This is a genomic window from Streptomyces silvisoli, assembly GCF_029269905.1.
In the GTDB taxonomy this organism is placed as follows: domain Bacteria; phylum Actinomycetota; class Actinomycetes; order Streptomycetales; family Streptomycetaceae; genus Streptantibioticus_A; species Streptantibioticus_A silvisoli_A.
In genome coordinates this window covers 432,637-447,099 of the sequence record NZ_JARJBC010000001.1, presented here as the reverse complement: position 1 = coordinate 447,099, position 14,463 = coordinate 432,637, and the positions used below count along the sequence as shown (strand labels likewise).

Below are 14,463 nucleotides of genomic sequence, written 5' to 3'. Positions count from 1 at the left end.
CGAGTTAAGCTAGCGGTGGCCCAACCGAAGGCGCAATAGCCTGACTTGAGGGACCCCGCCCGCCTGGGCGGTCTCGGGGACCGCGCGGGTCCACGAGGCAGCGACGAAGGGGAGCATCGTGCCGAAGCCGACGAGGCGTTCCGAACCGCCGGGTCCACAGGGCCCCTCCGGAATAGGCCAGCGCGTCCTGCGTCTGCGTACCGAACGCCGACTCACCCAGCGTGAGTTGGCGGAGCCGCAGTACACCGCCGCCTACATCTCCACCCTTGAATCAGGCAAGGTACGCCCCTCGGAAACCGCGCTGCGCTATCTCGCGGAACGACTCGGCGTCAGCTATGAGGAGTTGCGCACCGGCCAGCCCGTGCGGCTGGCCACTGAAGTGCGCATGCGGCTCACTGACGCCCGGCAGGCGTTCTGCGAAGGCTCGTTGCGGGACGCGGCGCAGCGGTACACCCAGCTGGAGCGGGAGGCACAGCGGCTCGGCATGCCTTCGGAGCGGGCCGCCGCACTGGTGGGGCTGGGCGACTGCGCTCTGGAGGCCGGAGACCTCGACCAGGCCATCGAACACTTCCACGCCGCCGAGCAGTTGCTGGCCGACGCCCCACTCCCGCAGCGCGTCCCCGCGCTACGTGGCCGCGCCGTCGCGCATCTGCTCGCCGGTGATCTGCGGTACTCCTGCTACCTGCTGGAGAACGCCATCGACGGGCTGAACACCGCCGGACTTCACGACCCCAACGCCCTGCTGCTGCTCTACTCCGCCGTGATCGCCCCGTACATGGACATGGGCGCGCAGGCGCGTGCGGCACGGGCCGCCGAGTTGGCCCTGGCGCTCGCACCGCAGGCGACCGACCCGGCGCTCGTGGCCCGGATGCACCGTGGTGTGGCCCGCACCCTGCTGGCCGAAGGCCGTACCGCCGACGCGGACGCCTCCCTGGCCAGGGCGCAGGAGCTGTACCAGCAGTTGCAGATCCGCACCGAACTCGCCCACTGCCACTGGATGCGCGGCTACCTGCGCGCCCAGGAAGGTGACCTGACGCAGGCGGAGGCCGAGTTGCGCACGGCGCGTGCCGTTCTGGCCGAGCGCCAGGCCACGTTGTACACGGTGCAGGTCAACGTGGAACTCGCCGATGTACTGCGACGGCAGGGCAGATACGGTGCGGCCGAGCAGTTGCTTTCAGACCTGCTGGGCGAACTCGGCAGCGGACGCGGCGCCGTGCACGCGGGCGGAGCGCACCGGCTGCTCGGGCTCATCGCCGAGGAGCGGGACCGCCCGGAGCAGGCCGAGGAGCACTACAGGGCCGCGCTCGACCTGCTGGAGCAGGCCGGTGCGACGGGCGACATCGCCGATCTGTGTCGGCTCCTCGGCGACCTGCTGCGCCGAACGGGCCGCGTCGAAGCGGCACTTGACGTCTACCGCACCGGCCTCGGCCACCGCACCCCGCCCGGAACGACGACGTTGGGCCCTGCCCCGGCCGATCCGCCGCTCTGACGGCGCGGCCGGCCACCGACTACAGCAGGCCGAGGTCGCCGAGTTCCTTGTGCAGGTCCGCCCGTGAGCCGTCGGCGCGCGTACGGGGATCAGGGCCTCCACCAGTGGTCCGGCCCGGCCGGCCCGCGCTGACCGGCTGTGGGCGTCGGTCCCGGAAGATCCAGGCCCCGACGAGCCCGCCGGCCAGACCGCCGAGGTGCCCCAGCCAGCTGATGCCGGGCGTGCCCGGCACGGTGAGAGTGAGGGTGTAGGCGAAGGACGCGGCCATGACGATGCCGATCAACGTGTCGATCAGGTGTCGGTCGAAAAGGCCCCGGACCACCACATAGCCGAAGTACCCGAAGATCAAGCCGCTGGCGCCGACCGTGTCAACGCCACCGTGCTCCAAGAACCACACCGTCAGTCCGCTGGTCAGCGCCACCAGCAGGCTCAACCCCAGAAAGCGGGCCACCCCGCGGTAGGCGGCGAGGAAGCCGAAGACGAACAGCGGGCCGGAGTTGCCCTCGATGTGCGCCCAACTCCAGTGCAGACAGGGCGCGACGAGAATGTCCGGCAGCCTGCCCACATCGCCGGAGACCACCCCGTACTCCCGCGACAGGCCGTAGTGGTCCGCCCAGTTGGCGAGCTGAAGCAGCCATACCAGGGCAAGGAAGCCGAACATCACGAAGAACGCCTTTCGCGCCTCCGCGATCATCTCCTCCGCGTTCGTCGGTCCACCGGTGACCACCCGCTGACCCAGCCCGCTCATCCCCAATGCTCCTCCCACAGCGGGACCCCTCCCACCGCTACCGCGCACTCTAGGCGCTTACGGGTCTCAGCTGGCCTTGGCGCCGAGTTCGGCGACGAGCCGTGACGTCACGGGGGTGTGGACGCCGTGGGCGGCCGCGGCCCGCAGGACGGCGCCGCCGATGGCGTCGAGTTCGATCGCACGGCCCGCCTCCGCATCGCGTTGCATCGATGACTTCATCCCCTCCGGAGCACGGTCGAAGAAGTCGAGCACCGCTTCGGCGGTCACCGGTGCGCCGGTGGCGCGGGCCACGGCGGTGATCTCGTCCAGTACCGTCAGCAGTTCGGAGCGCCGCTCGGTGCGGATGGTGCCGACGGCGGCCTGGTAGCGAGTGGTCAGCAGGGCGAACGGTGCCAGAAAGGCGAGCTTGTCCCAGAGCATCTCGCCCTCGTCGGTGCGCAGGGTCACAGCGAGGCCGGCGTCCTTCAGCCGGGCCGCGAAGTCATCGACGGGGGCGGCCAGTTCGATCGACGCGAAGGGGCTGGTGTGCGCGATCTGTCCGGGCGCGGTGCGGGTGGCCTCCACCTTGATGGTTCCGGCTACGACCTGGGCGGCCGGGTAGTGCTGGCGCAGCGCCGCGACGTGGTCGAGGCCGTTGAGCAGCGGCACGAGGATCCCGTCGCCGACGGCCTGCGGCGGCACACGCTCCAGGGCGGCGGACAGCGCGGTCTGCTTCACCGTGACGAAGACGGCGTCGACCGGTTCGCGCAGCTCGGTGTCGGCCTCCACTCGCGCCGTGAAGTCACCGTACTGTCCGCTGCGCACGCGCAACCCTTCGCGGCGCAGCACGGCGGTGGTCTCCTCACCGGCCAGGCAGATGACGCGGTGTCCGCCGCGTGCGAGCAGCGCGCCGATCAGGCCGCCCACACCGCCCGGCCCGAGGATGGCCACTGTCATGGTGGTTGTTGTCATGTGCGCTCCTGTTCTCCGGGAGACCGGTGCGGGTCGGACGGTCTCGATGCCGAATTCGATCAGATCGGCGGCTGTGGCGCACCAGCGGGGGCGGCGCGTCCCGGACGAGCGACTGAGGTGACCTGCGAACTTGGCCGCTACAGTGAGGCCGTGCCCGACATCACCGGTGACGTCATACCCTCCGGCGAGCGGTTCACCGCCGCCGTTGAGACGTTGAGCGATGCGCAGGTCCGGGAGCCCTCGACGCTGCCCGGTTGGAACCGCGGCCAGGTCATCACCCACGTGGCGCGCAGCATCGACGCGTACCTGTGGCTGCTGGCCTTCGCCCGCACCGGTGTTGAGCCGGGGCAGCGCACCGATGCCGCGGCCCTGTCCCGCGCGGTCCAGGCGGGCGCCGAGCGTCCGGCGCGCGATCTGGCGGCTGATGTGCGCGGTCGGCTCAGTCGACTGGCCGATGAAGCGGCTGCGATGCCCGCGGGACGGTGGCGGCAAAAGCGCTCGCGACGTGCGGTACGCCCTGTTAGGAAGGGGAGATGGATGCCGAAACCATCGACCCCATGGAACGTCTGCTCGCCGAGCGAGCCTGCGAGCGTCTGATCCTCGACTTCGTCCGGCGGCTCGATCTGGGCGAACCGAGCACGGTGGCCGAGCTGTTCACGGCGGACGGAGTCTGGGAGTGGCCGGACGGCGACCGACGGATCCAGGGCCGTGACGCGCTGCGTGACTACTTCGGCTCGCGGCCCGCCGACCGGCTCTCACGCCGTATGTGCACGAACATCCTGGTCACGATCACCTCGCCGGCAACGGCCAGCGCCACAACGTACTTCGCGACGTACCGTGTCGACGGGCACACTTCAGGCATGGTGCCGCCCCGGCCGCCGGTGAACATCGGGCACTACGAGGACACCTTCCGCAAGGTGGCAGGCAGTTGGCTGCTTGCCACCCGGACCACGTTCATTCCGTTCGCAGGACCGACGGATCGCATCGGCTAGGGGCAGTCCTCCGACGACGACGGACACCGAGGTGAGGCTACTCCTCGATGGCGCCGCCGGTCCGGCGCAGGTGCTGGCGGAAGGTGTAGGCCGGGTCGCTGGCGCGTCGTGTCAGGTAGTCGTCGAAGGACGTCTGCCGACGCAGGGTCTCGCCCGCCCGGATCCTGCGGGCCTGTTCGCGTTCGGTGTGCCGGATCTGCTGTGCCACCGCCAGTACGTCCTCGGCGTGTTCGGCGGCGACGAACAGCACGCCGTCGTCGTCGCCGAAGACGACGTCATCATCGCTCACCAGATGCGGTCCGAACCGCGCGGCGGTCAGTGCCTCGGGCTCGCGCTCGTCGAGTCGTACGGGGCCGGGCGGGTAGTTGCCGTAGCTGAACACCGGAAGGCCGATCTCCACCAGTTCCGGTGTGTCGCGGTGCAGCCCCCAGACCACCAGTCCCGCCACGCCCGCCGCCTCGGCCTCCAGCACCGCCAGGTCACCGACGCACGCTTCGTCCGCCCGGCCGCCGTTGTCGATGACCAGCACATCACCGGCTTCGGCCCGGCCGAACGCCTCCAGGAACACATCCACGCTCCCGTAGTGGCGCACCGGCAGCACCCGCCCGGCGATCCGCTGCCCGACGGCGACCGCGCGAATGCCGGGCGGCGCGGCGCGCAGCGGTACGCCGCGGCGCAGGCAGGCGTCGGCCAGCAGCGGCGTGGACAACTCGGCAAAGGTCGCCAGCATGTTCGTCTCCCTGACTTCGACGCCGCCACCACCGGTGGGACGCGGACTCAGCGGCCATACTCACCTACGCACGGCTCCCGCCGCCAGGCCGGTGGCGATCCGCGCTGGACAGGCAGGAAGAAGACGACCACCGAAATGCGCGGTGAGGGTGGCGACCGGCGGGGCGGTCACCCCCAGCCCGCGGCCATGGAGTACCGGGTTCACCACTGGACACCGGCGACCGCGGGCTGTCGGCCGCCATCGAGGCGGCGCGCGGCGCGACGGGCGGCGAATCAGGCAGGCGGGCTCGGACCGAACTCGAAGCAGTTGTGGGGAAGTTGATCGAACGGGGATCAGGCGGCGGGCGCGCTGCGCGAGGACCGCCCGGTCACCGATGTGCGTCATCATCGGCGCACTGTCCGCCACCGTCCCTACCGGCAGCGGCGGTTGGCGCCGCATGCTGCGGCTCGCGCTGGAGTGCCTGCCCACCAACTGAGCCGAGTGGCGCCGCGCAGCCCCGACCCCGACCTCGACGGCAAGCGACGCGACGGCCTACCTGTCGCTGGCGGCGATCTGCTGCGCGGCCCACCGCGCCCACTGCTCCCGCATCTCGTACAACCGCAGACCGTATTCGAGGGCGAGTCTGCCGTTGACGGTGAGCATGCCCCCCTCGTCCCAGTCCCGGGACTTCTGGAGTTCCCGCAGCCGCGCATGGTCGGCCGCCGCCTGTTCGGCCAGTTTGGCCAGGTGGTCAAGGGACTGCTCCGGTGTGAGCACGCCGAGGAAGAACACACGCAGCAGGGCGGCGCTGCGCTGCGCCTCCGGTTGGGCGTCCATCAGCCAGCGACGCAGTTCGGCCAGGCCCTCTTCGGTGAGCGTGTACTCCTTGCGGCCGCGCGGGCCTTCGGCCGCGACGTCGATCAGTCCGTTGTCCGCGAGGCGGGCGAGTTCGCCGTAGACCTGACTCTGAGTGGCGGGCCAGACGTTCGCCAGCGAGCTGTTGAACAGCTTCATCAGGTCGTAGCCGCTGGCGGGCTTTCCCACGAGGAGACCGAGGACTGCGTGGCGAAGGCTCATGCAGCCATCCTACCTTCCACAGTTGACACGTCACCATAGGAGGTTCTAGCTTCGACATGTCAAAGTTGGAATGTCCGCAACGCCCGGAGCATCCGGGCTGCTGATCAGGGGGATTCGTCATGGGCGCTGTGCGCTACCTGCGCGGCTTCATCCCGTGGATCGCCTTCGCCGCTATCTCCACCGTCGGCTGGCAGTGGGGAGCGCTGGCCGCACTGGTCAGCGGAGTGTGGCTACTGGCCAAGGACCGCAGGTCCGGGGTGGCCGCCGACGCGCTGATCCTGGAGACCAGCACCGTCGCCTACTTCGCCGCCATGACAGCCTTCGCGTTCGCCGTGCCGCACTCGCCGGTCAGGACGTACGCGGGTGCGCTGTCCTTGGGCTGGCTCGCCGCCACCGCGTGGAGCACGCTGGCCGTCCGCCGCCCCTTCACTCTGGGCATCGCGCGCCGCAGTACTCCGCAGGAGGTCTGGCAGACTCCGCAGTTCCTGCGCGTCAACATGGTGATCACCACGGCATGGGCCACCGGCTTCGCGCTGACCGCCGCAGCCGTCGCCGCCTGCGACGCGGCGCACACGGGCCCGCTGGCCACGACCGTCTGCCAGGTCGTCGGCTTCGTAGCGCCCGCGGTCTTCACCAACCGGTACCCGAAGATCGTCCAAGCCCGCCTCGGCGTCACCCGCTGAAGCGCCTGCGACCGCCCACGGAGCACCTCATGACCACCCTCGCCCCCCATCTACTGGGCAGCTACGCTCCCGTGCCCGATGAGATCACCGTCACCGAACTGCCGGTCACCGGCGCCATACCGCCCGAGCTGAGCGGCTGGTACCTGCGCAACGGACCCAACCCGCATGAGGCCGCCTCCGCGCACTGGTTCCTGGGCGACGGCATGGTGCACGGGGTGCGGTTGGAGCGCGGGACGGCCGTCTCGTACCGCAACCGCTGGGTGCGGACGACCACCTTCACCCACGGCGCCCCGCTCCGCGACGACCAGGGCAACGCCGACCTGACCGCCGGTGTCGCCAACACCCACGTCGTACGCCATGCGGGCCGCACGCTGGCGCTGGTCGAGTCCTCCTACCCGTACGAGCTGGACTGCCGGGCTGGTCACGAGCTGGAGACCATCGGCGCCTATGACTTCGACGGACGCCTGCGTACGCCGATGACCGCGCATCCCAAGACCTGTCCCGTCACCGGCGAACTGCACTTCTTCGGGTACGGTGGCCCCTCGGCCCCGTACCTCACCTACCACCGGGCCGACAACCGTGGTGAACTCACCATCAGCCGACCGGTGGACGTGTCCGCGGCGACGATGATGCATGACTTCCAACTGACCGCCGGACACGTCGTCTTCATGGACCTGCCCGCCCTCTACGACCGGACCAGGGCCGGGACCGGTATGCCCTACGTCTGGGCGCCGGAGCACGGTGCGCGGTTGGGCGTACTGCGGCGGGACAGGCCCTATGCCGAAGTGCGGTGGTTCACCATCGAGCCCTGCTATGTCTTCCACACCCTGGGCGCCTATGAGGAGTCCGACGGAGAGCGTCTGATCCTGCACGCCATCCGCCATGACCGGCTCGGCGACGGCGTGGACATCAACGGGCGTACGTCGCTGTGGCGTTGGACGCTCGACCTGGTGACGGGAACGGTACGCGAGGAGCAACTGGACGACCGCCGCGCCGAGTTCCCCCGCATCGACGACCGTCTCACCGGCCTGCCGCATCGCTATGGGCACGCCAGCACCGCCAACGGACCCGACGGTGGTGCGATCCACCGCTACGACCTACGTGACGGCACCGTCACCAGCCATCGCTTCGGCCCGGGCCGCGCGCCCGGCGAGGCCGCCTTCGTCCCCGCGGATGACACGCCGGGCGGGCCCGGCTGGCTGATGACATATGTGTACGACGCCGCGACCGACCGCAGTGACCTGGTGATCCTCGACGCGGACAACCTGACCGCACCTCCGGTCGCCACCGTCCATCTCCCTCGGCGCGTCCCTGCCGGTTTCCACGGGAACTGGCTGGCCGACGTCTGAGCGGAACCCAGTGGCCGGACACTCTACCGGGCGGGCATGAGGTAGGCGCCCGCCCTGCGAATGAGCGCCGAACCAGCGCGGTCAAACCCCGTTACGACAGCCCCGGCGGCACCGGTGTCCGCGCCGAGAGTCGACGAAAGGGGCCTAGCCCGGGTGACTGCGAGTCCACTCCAGGAGGCGCTCGACCGGCCAGGTCGTGACCACCCGATCGGCGCGGACGCCGCACTCCTCGGCGCGGGCGCAGCCGTGGATCTGCCAGTCGAGCTGGCCTGGTGCGTGTGCGTCGCTGTCGATGGCGAACAGTGTGTCGTACTCCACGGCCAGGCGCAGCAGATCGCGGGGCGGGTCCAGGCGCTCGGGTCGGCTGTTGATCTCCACGGCTGTTCCGGACTCCGCGCAGGCGGCGAACACCGCCTCGGCGTCGAACAGCGAGGGTGGCCGCTGGCGGCCGGTGACGATCCGTCCGGTGCAGTGGCCGAGCACGTCCACCAGGGGATTGCGGACCGCCGCGACCAGCCGCCGGGTCATGGCCACCGGATCCATGCGCAGCTTGGAGTGCACCGAGGCCACGACCACATCGAGTTCGTCCAGCAGTTCCTCGTCCTGGTCGAGTGAGCCGTCATCGAGGATGTCGCACTCGATGCCGGTCAGCAGCCGGAACGGGGTCAGCTGCGCGTTGAGTTCGGCGACGACGTCCAACTGCTCGCGCAGCCGCTCCGCGGACAGGCCGCGGGCAACCGTCAGCCGTGGCGAGTGGTCGGTCAAGACGGTCCAGCGGTGGCCGATGTAGTCACGGGCGGTGTAGGCCATGTCCGCGATGGGGCTTCCGCCGTCCGACCAGTTGGAGTGCGTGTGGCAGTCGCCGACCAGCTTCCCGCGCAGCCGCTGCCCACCCTGGGCGAGCGGTTCTTCGGCGGCGCGTTCCAGCTCGACGAGGTAGCCGGGCCGCCGCCCGGAGACCGCCTCGCTGATGACCCGTGAGGTAGTCGGGCCGATGCCGGGGAGTGCGGTCAGTGTCCCGGCCGCGACTCGGGCGCGCAGTTCCTCGGGCGGTAGGGCCGCGATCGTCTCCGCGGCAGTGCGGAAGGCACGCACACGGTAGGTGGCCTCGTGGCGGCGCTCCAGCAGGAACGCGATGCGGTCCAGCGCGGTGACGGGGTCCATGAACGACGAATAGCCGGTCGGAGCGCGATCGACGCACGGACCTGCGGGGTCGTCCCCCGTCTGGCGCAGGGACGGGACACTCGCTAGCGGCGTGCCTCGCTTCGGCGGCCTCGCACGCTTCCGAGCAGGCGGTAGTGCTGCGGAGGGGGTACGTGTACCGCGCTGTCGAGGGGCACGGCCAGTGAGCGGTGCCAGTCGCCGCCCTGCGTGTTCGGTGCGTAGAGCAGCGCGCGCTTGCCATCCGTGCTCGCCAGCAGGTGTGCGGCTCCGATGCCCGCGGGCGGTGCGTTCCGCAGGCTGTCCGCGGTGGCGTCGGCCCAGCGCCGAGCGTGTTCGGCCGTCTGTGTCGCGACGTAAAGCAGCGTGATGGACTCGCCACGGTCGGGCGCGCCGTCCGGGACGACGCTGCGTAGCAGCCGGTAGCGGGACAGTCCAGGACGCTCGATGCCGGGGATCGCCTGGTCGATGCGGTTGACCATGTCCTGGCGGTGCTCGCGTGCGAAGGCGATGTGCGCCTCATCGCTGACCCACTGCGCGTGACTGAGCTGCACCCGGCCGTCCGCACTCGCGAAGCAGCTGAGCTGGAGGAACGCATCGAGCTGAAACCGTGCGGACAGCTCGCGCCACTCCCCCAGCAGGGCCTCGGCGGCCGCACGCTGCCGCTCACTCCGGTGGCCGGACCCTGTGCGCCGGAAGCACACGTGAGCCGCCGGGCCGGGGCCCGGCGGCGGTGCGGGTCAGAAGAAGTCGCGCTCGACGATCTCCTCCCGCTCGATGACCTCCTCGCGCCCGAAGAAGCCGTCGCGCTCCACGACGGTCTCGCGCTCGATGATCTCTTCCCCGCCGAAGAACCCGTCCCGCTCGATGATCTCTTCGCGCTCGTAGAACTCTTCACGCACGGCGCTTCCTCATTTCCCTCGGTGCGGGCCGCCCAACCGGGTTGGGGCGACCGATATGTACGGAGTCCGCCAACTCCCCCGTTCAGCAGGGGAATCGCCGATCCGAGGGATGATCATAGGGGTGGTGGGGGCCCGCACCGCGCGCGGAGGGCCTACCGGCTGCCGTACGGCAGCAGCGCCATCTCGCGGGCGTTCTTGATGGCCTGGGCCAGGCGGCGCTGCTGCTGGAGGGTCACGCCGGTCACGCGTCGGCTGCGGATCTTGCCGCGGTCGGAGATGAACTTCCGCAGCAGGTCGGTGTCCTTGTAGTCGATGTACGTGATGTCCGCGGCTTCAAGGGGGTTGACGCGCTTGCGGCGGCGGTCGGTGGCTTTGGTGGGGATACGCCGGGACATGTCCGGGTCCTTTCCTTGAGGTCTGGGGTTTTCGGGTCGGAGGTCAGGACACGGGGTCCAGGAACTCGTCGAAGGCGTGGGGCAGTTGCTGCCACACGTCCCGGCCCGCCGCGTATTCGCCGTCGGTCAGCAGGCAGGAGTCGAGAAGTTCCAGCAGGCCGTCGCGGTCGAGGCCGGGTGAGGTGAACGTGAGGTGCTGGCAGCGGTCACCGTGCTGCGGGTGCCAGTCCAGCGAGGCGGCGACACGGCGCTCGGCCGGGACCATCTCCCAGGCCGCCTCGGGCAGCGCCGCCAGCCACGGTCCGGTCGACTCGACGCACAGGGCGCCGCCCGCCGCGTCCCAGGACAGCAGGGTGTCGGGGCGGTCGGCGAGCCAGAACCGGCCGCGGCTGCGCGCCGCCACACAGGCCAGGTCCTCCAGCGCGGCATAGAGCCGCTGCGGGTGGAAGGGCCGGTCGCGGCGCCAGGCGAGGGTGGTCACCCCGTGGTCGTCGGCCTCCTGGGGCAGCAGTGCGCAGGACGGGTGCTGCCGGGCCGCTGCGGCGGCGAGGTCGAATCCGGTCAGCAGCTCCGGGCCGAGCTCGCCCCCGCCGACCTGGAAGCGCCGTGCGGTGGGGGTGAGTTGGGCCAGCAGTGCCTGGTCGGCGTCGTCCGCCGGTTCCTCTCCCTCGGACAGCGCGAGGACGGTGGGGTACTCGATCTGCCGGGCGAAGGTGTCGGCGATGGTGCGCTGGTCGGTGGGCGCGGCGGCCAGGCCGACCTCGGCGAGGTCGTCGCCGTTGGCGAGGTACGGCAGGACGAGGGCCGGGTCCACCGCGGTGGCCACGCCGGTCAGTTCCAGCGGGGCGCCCGCGGCGGCGATCACGGCGGCCATGGCCTGCGGTTCGACGGAGTCCCACAGTTCGACGACGGCCAGGCGGTACGCGCCGTCCTCCGCGAGTCGCAGCAGTTCCGGGACCAGGTCCTCACGCAGCGCGCAGCAGGCGCAGTCGTTGACCAGCGGGGTGTGGCCGGCGCTGACCGGGCCGGTGATGTCCCGGACGGCGCGGTGCACCATGCCGTCCGACGCGGCGGACAGGTCGTGGTGCAGCACGACCGTACCGGGCACGGCGTGCAGGATGTCGCCGATCGCCGCACGGCGCGCGTCCGCGTGCAGCCCGCCGACGATCGCCACCGGCAGCCGACGATCGGCCGGGCTCATCGCGCCCCCCGCCCGTAACGCCGCTGGAACAGCTCGACGCGGCCGGCGGTGTCCAGGACGCGCTGGGTTCCGGTGTAGAAGGGGTGACTGGCGGAGGAGACCTCGACGTCGATGACGGGGTAGGTGTTGCCGTCCTCCCACTCGATGGTGCGGTCGCTGGTCATGGTCGAGCGGGTGAGGAAGGCGAAGTCGGCGGAGCGGTCGCGGAAGACGACGTGCCGGTACTCGGGGTGGATGCCGGACTTCATGACGGTCAGCGCTCCTCTCGGAAGTCGACGTGGCGACCGACGACCGGGTCGTACTTGCGCAGGGTCAGCCGGTCGGGGTTGTTGCGGCGGTTCTTGCGGGTCACGTAGGTGTAGCCGGTTCCGGCGGTGGACCTGAGCTTGATGATCGGGCGTAGTTCGTTGCGGGCCATGGACAACAGACTACACAGAACTGGTTTTCATTTTCATCTCCAGGTGCCGCCGATCCCCTGCCGTCCCGATCCGAGGTGGAGAAGCACGACCGTCAAGTGGGCCCGGCTGCCAGCAGGTTGGGGCCGCCGCGCCTGACAACGTCGCCGCCGTCACAACTGATCGGCGCCCCGGCCCGAAGGCCGAGGCGCCGATCAGCGTGCGTCGCGGGGACAGCGGTCAGTGGTCGTCCCAGTGGCCTTCGTGCTCGGCGTGGCGGTGTCCGTCGTGGATGTAGTCCACGTGGTCGCCGTGCGGAACGGCGACATGGCCGCACCCGGCGCCGTGCTGGTGGCTGTGGCTGTCATGGACGCTGTGGCCCGCGGGCTCACATTCGTCCGTGTGCCCCTCGTGGGCGCGGTGCAGGTGTCCGTCGTGGACGTAGTCGACATGGTCGTCGTGCGGAACGGCGACATGGCCGCAGCCAGAGCCGTGCTGGTGGGTGTGGTTGGTGTGGGGAGCGTGGGTGGCGGTCGCCATGGCGATTCCTTCTTTCCGCTCGGTCATGTGCGTCTGCCCCGCGTCATGTGCACTTCGCCTTCGATCCTGACATGCGGTGATCGGAACCGCACCCGAGTGACGGTTGTCGTCTGGAATCCGATGATGTCCGGATACCGCCCTTGCCATGCTCAGCAGTGTTCGATCTTGCGGTGGCCGAGCGGCCCGCGCCTCAGCGGCGGGTACGACCGCGACCCCGGGCCCGTGCGCGCGCCTCGCCGGGCGGCTCGATGAACTGGAGCTCCAGGGTCGGAGGCGGATCGATGACGCCGGGGCCGCCGTCGGCGACCCAGCGCAGGATGTCATCGGTGCAGTCGTCGTCCAGCGCCCAGCCGATCCAGACGGCCCGGCCGCCGTTGCGCCTGCCCTCGGCGGAGGGCTGGACCACGATCACGTTCGCCTGACCGCAGGGACCGAGGCAGTCGGTGGTACGCAGCGTCAGCCGGCCCCCGGACTCGGCGGCCGCCGCCCGTAGCCGGTCCACCTGCCACTGGTGGTCGGTACCGGGGTGCTTGCTCGGATTGCCGCAGCAGCAGCCCCGGCACACGACCACCGTGCACGGCCGACTGCGGGCGGCACCGAACACCACGCCCCTGCTCACCGTGCCGTCCGGGACGGCAGATGACCGCCCGGTCGCCAGGCGGCGAGTGCCGTGATGGTCCCGTAGGCGCGCAGCGGGCGCGGCGCGGTGTCGGCCCGACCCTTGCCGGAGAAGCCCACGCGCTCGCTCCCGCGGTGGTTGGACAGTCCGCGAAGCCGGGTTCCCGGGCGGCGCGGTCGCGGTCGCGGCGGAATGAACACCGGCCGCTCGCCGCGGAGTTCGCCGACGCGGCGGTCACGGCCGAACCCGCCATGCAACGGCATGTGGAGCCCCCTCGAAGACATATCGGCTTGGGCGTGCCCGCAATGGCGGGATGCCCTTCGAACGGAAGATATCAGCGCCCCGGGCGCTCAACAGGCCGCCCAGCCACCCGTTGAGCCGGTCCTGGTCGAGCTCACCGGGCAGGTCGACGCCGACGGATATGACGGTGGTGTCGTACCGGTGCCCGCCGTCGGCGCGGAACCAGGTGGCGTTCAGGGCCTGTTGGAGGTCGACCCGGCGTGTCGGCGGGGACGGCCGAAGCGAGGCGAGGAATCCGGTTAGCACGGTGGCGGGCAGGCATCCGCCGCCGACCGCGGCGGTTTCGCCTATCGATGGGTCAGGCCCCTTCGGGGGCGGTGCTGTGGGGGTCGCGGTTGCGGGCTGGCCGACAGGGTGGCTCGCCCTGTTCGGCGGAGGGCAGGCATCGGGCGCAGATGCCGGTGAGTTCTACGGTGTGATGGACCGCGGCGAACCCCGCGTCCTCACCGACCCGGTCCGCCCATTCCTCCACCACCTCGGAGGCCACCGGCTGGCTGCGCCCGCAACAGCGGCACATCAGGTAGTGCCGGTGGCCGTCCGAGAGCCGCCGCCGGTACAGCCGCTCCCCCGCGTCATCGCGGACCACGTCCACCCGCCCGGCCGACTCCAGGTCCCGTAGCGCACGGTAGACGGTGGTCAGCCCGACGCTGTTTCCGGCTGCGGCGAGCAGGGCGTGCAACTCCTGGGCGGAGACGAAGTCCTGGCATCCCGCGAGCACCCTCAGTACGGCGGTGCGCTGCCAGGTCGTACGCCCCCGCGCCTCCACGCGCGGCGGCTTGCCGGTCGTCCGGCCGCCCACGGCCGATCACCTCCTCGCGAGGCTCTGTATGGTCACACACCGACACTAAGTGAAAATGACTTCCATGTCCACGTATCTTTTCCGGCCATTCCCACCACTCGGAAGGGGGCGTAAATAGCCTCGCGGGCGGAAATGGGTAGACCGAACAGTCGT

The 14,463-nt window shown here is 70.6% G+C and carries 21 protein-coding genes; 5 read left to right on the top strand and 16 right to left on the bottom strand.

What is annotated here, in order from left to right:
- The first annotated feature begins 118 nt into the window (after positions 1 to 118).
- Positions 119 to 1,489 (top strand): helix-turn-helix domain-containing protein, encoded by a 1,371-nt coding sequence (locus P3G67_RS02085; protein WP_276091889.1) that lies wholly within the window; start codon positions 119 to 121, stop codon positions 1,487 to 1,489.
- A gap of 19 nt (positions 1,490 to 1,508) precedes the next feature.
- Here P3G67_RS02085 and P3G67_RS02080 read toward each other — a convergent pair whose 3' ends face one another.
- Positions 1,509 to 2,237 carry a rhomboid family intramembrane serine protease gene (locus P3G67_RS02080; RefSeq protein ID WP_276091888.1) on the bottom strand — a complete coding sequence of 243 codons (729 nt, stop codon included), beginning with the start codon at positions 2,235 to 2,237 and terminating at the stop codon, positions 1,509 to 1,511.
- 66 nt (positions 2,238 to 2,303) lie between these two features.
- Positions 2,304 to 3,188, bottom strand: a complete 885-nt coding sequence (locus P3G67_RS02075) for a ketopantoate reductase family protein (protein ID WP_276091887.1) — start codon at positions 3,186 to 3,188, stop codon at positions 2,304 to 2,306.
- A 150-nt stretch (positions 3,189 to 3,338) separates the two neighbouring features.
- Between P3G67_RS02075 and P3G67_RS02070 the strand changes: the two genes are divergently transcribed.
- Entirely contained in the window at positions 3,339 to 3,785 is a 447-nt protein-coding gene (locus P3G67_RS02070; RefSeq protein WP_276091886.1) for a maleylpyruvate isomerase N-terminal domain-containing protein, read from the top strand.
- Positions 3,722 to 4,180 carry a nuclear transport factor 2 family protein gene (locus P3G67_RS02065; protein ID WP_276091885.1) on the top strand — a complete coding sequence of 153 codons (459 nt, stop codon included), beginning with the start codon at positions 3,722 to 3,724 and terminating at the stop codon, positions 4,178 to 4,180. The genes P3G67_RS02070 and P3G67_RS02065 overlap by 64 nt, the downstream gene beginning before the upstream one ends.
- 37 nt (positions 4,181 to 4,217) lie before the next feature.
- Here the strand turns inward: P3G67_RS02065 and P3G67_RS02060 are convergent, their stop codons facing one another.
- Positions 4,218 to 4,910: an RraA family protein gene (locus tag P3G67_RS02060; protein ID WP_276091884.1), complete on the bottom strand. Its 693-nt coding sequence runs from the start codon at positions 4,908 to 4,910 to the stop codon at positions 4,218 to 4,220.
- 531 nt (positions 4,911 to 5,441) lie between these two features.
- The gene (locus P3G67_RS02055) at positions 5,442 to 5,966 is read right to left on the bottom strand and encodes a PadR family transcriptional regulator (protein ID WP_276091883.1); all 525 of its coding nucleotides are present in this window, start codon (positions 5,964 to 5,966) and stop codon (positions 5,442 to 5,444) included.
- A 119-nt stretch (positions 5,967 to 6,085) separates the two neighbouring features.
- Between P3G67_RS02055 and P3G67_RS02050 the strand changes: the two genes are divergently transcribed.
- Together P3G67_RS02050 and P3G67_RS02045 are read left to right on the top strand one after the other, a co-directional pair.
- Positions 6,086 to 6,649 (top strand): hypothetical protein, encoded by a 564-nt coding sequence (locus P3G67_RS02050; RefSeq protein WP_313879551.1) that lies wholly within the window; start codon positions 6,086 to 6,088, stop codon positions 6,647 to 6,649.
- A 29-nt stretch (positions 6,650 to 6,678) separates the two neighbouring features.
- On the top strand, positions 6,679 to 7,998 hold the full coding sequence (locus P3G67_RS02045; protein ID WP_276091882.1) for a carotenoid oxygenase family protein: 1,320 nt from the start codon (positions 6,679 to 6,681) through the stop codon (positions 7,996 to 7,998).
- Positions 7,999 to 8,142: 144 nt separating this feature from the next.
- Here P3G67_RS02045 and P3G67_RS02040 read toward each other — a convergent pair whose 3' ends face one another.
- From P3G67_RS02040 to P3G67_RS01985, 12 genes are all read right to left on the bottom strand, one after another.
- The gene (locus P3G67_RS02040) at positions 8,143 to 9,162 is read right to left on the bottom strand and encodes a PHP domain-containing protein (RefSeq protein WP_269856671.1); all 1,020 of its coding nucleotides are present in this window, start codon (positions 9,160 to 9,162) and stop codon (positions 8,143 to 8,145) included.
- A gap of 83 nt (positions 9,163 to 9,245) precedes the next feature.
- Complete coding sequence (locus P3G67_RS02035) at positions 9,246 to 9,713, bottom strand: hypothetical protein (RefSeq protein ID WP_276091881.1); 468 nt, start codon at positions 9,711 to 9,713, stop codon at positions 9,246 to 9,248.
- 186 nt (positions 9,714 to 9,899) lie between these two features.
- Complete coding sequence (locus P3G67_RS02030; RefSeq protein WP_269856674.1) at positions 9,900 to 10,061, bottom strand: hypothetical protein; 162 nt, start codon at positions 10,059 to 10,061, stop codon at positions 9,900 to 9,902.
- A gap of 152 nt (positions 10,062 to 10,213) precedes the next feature.
- Positions 10,214 to 10,456 (bottom strand): 30S ribosomal protein S18, encoded by a 243-nt coding sequence (rpsR, locus tag P3G67_RS02025; RefSeq protein ID WP_269856675.1) that lies wholly within the window; start codon positions 10,454 to 10,456, stop codon positions 10,214 to 10,216.
- A 43-nt stretch (positions 10,457 to 10,499) separates the two neighbouring features.
- A complete protein-coding gene (locus P3G67_RS02020; RefSeq protein ID WP_276091880.1) occupies positions 10,500 to 11,657 on the bottom strand; it encodes a GTP-binding protein in 1,158 nt (385 codons plus the stop codon).
- Positions 11,654 to 11,905 (bottom strand): type B 50S ribosomal protein L31, encoded by a 252-nt coding sequence (locus P3G67_RS02015; protein WP_269856677.1) that lies wholly within the window; start codon positions 11,903 to 11,905, stop codon positions 11,654 to 11,656. The genes P3G67_RS02020 and P3G67_RS02015 overlap by 4 nt, the downstream gene beginning before the upstream one ends.
- Positions 11,906 to 11,910: 5 nt before the next feature.
- A complete protein-coding gene (gene rpmG, locus P3G67_RS02010) occupies positions 11,911 to 12,075 on the bottom strand; it encodes a 50S ribosomal protein L33 (RefSeq protein ID WP_269856678.1) in 165 nt (54 codons plus the stop codon).
- A gap of 217 nt (positions 12,076 to 12,292) precedes the next feature.
- Positions 12,293 to 12,592 carry a hypothetical protein gene (locus P3G67_RS02005; RefSeq protein ID WP_276091879.1) on the bottom strand — a complete coding sequence of 100 codons (300 nt, stop codon included), beginning with the start codon at positions 12,590 to 12,592 and terminating at the stop codon, positions 12,293 to 12,295.
- A 190-nt stretch (positions 12,593 to 12,782) separates the two neighbouring features.
- Entirely contained in the window at positions 12,783 to 13,211 is a 429-nt protein-coding gene (locus P3G67_RS02000; RefSeq protein ID WP_276091878.1) for a (2Fe-2S) ferredoxin domain-containing protein, read from the bottom strand.
- On the bottom strand, positions 13,208 to 13,474 hold the full coding sequence (locus tag P3G67_RS01995) for a hypothetical protein (RefSeq protein ID WP_276091877.1): 267 nt from the start codon (positions 13,472 to 13,474) through the stop codon (positions 13,208 to 13,210). Before P3G67_RS01995 ends, P3G67_RS02000 begins: the two co-directional genes overlap by 4 nt.
- Positions 13,446 to 13,757, bottom strand: coding sequence for a GTP-binding protein (locus P3G67_RS01990; RefSeq protein ID WP_276091876.1), 312 nt, complete (start codon positions 13,755 to 13,757; stop codon positions 13,446 to 13,448). The genes P3G67_RS01995 and P3G67_RS01990 overlap by 29 nt, the downstream gene beginning before the upstream one ends.
- A gap of 52 nt (positions 13,758 to 13,809) precedes the next feature.
- The gene (locus P3G67_RS01985; RefSeq protein WP_276091875.1) at positions 13,810 to 14,310 is read right to left on the bottom strand and encodes a Fur family transcriptional regulator; all 501 of its coding nucleotides are present in this window, start codon (positions 14,308 to 14,310) and stop codon (positions 13,810 to 13,812) included.
- Positions 14,311 to 14,463: the final 153 nt, after the last annotated feature.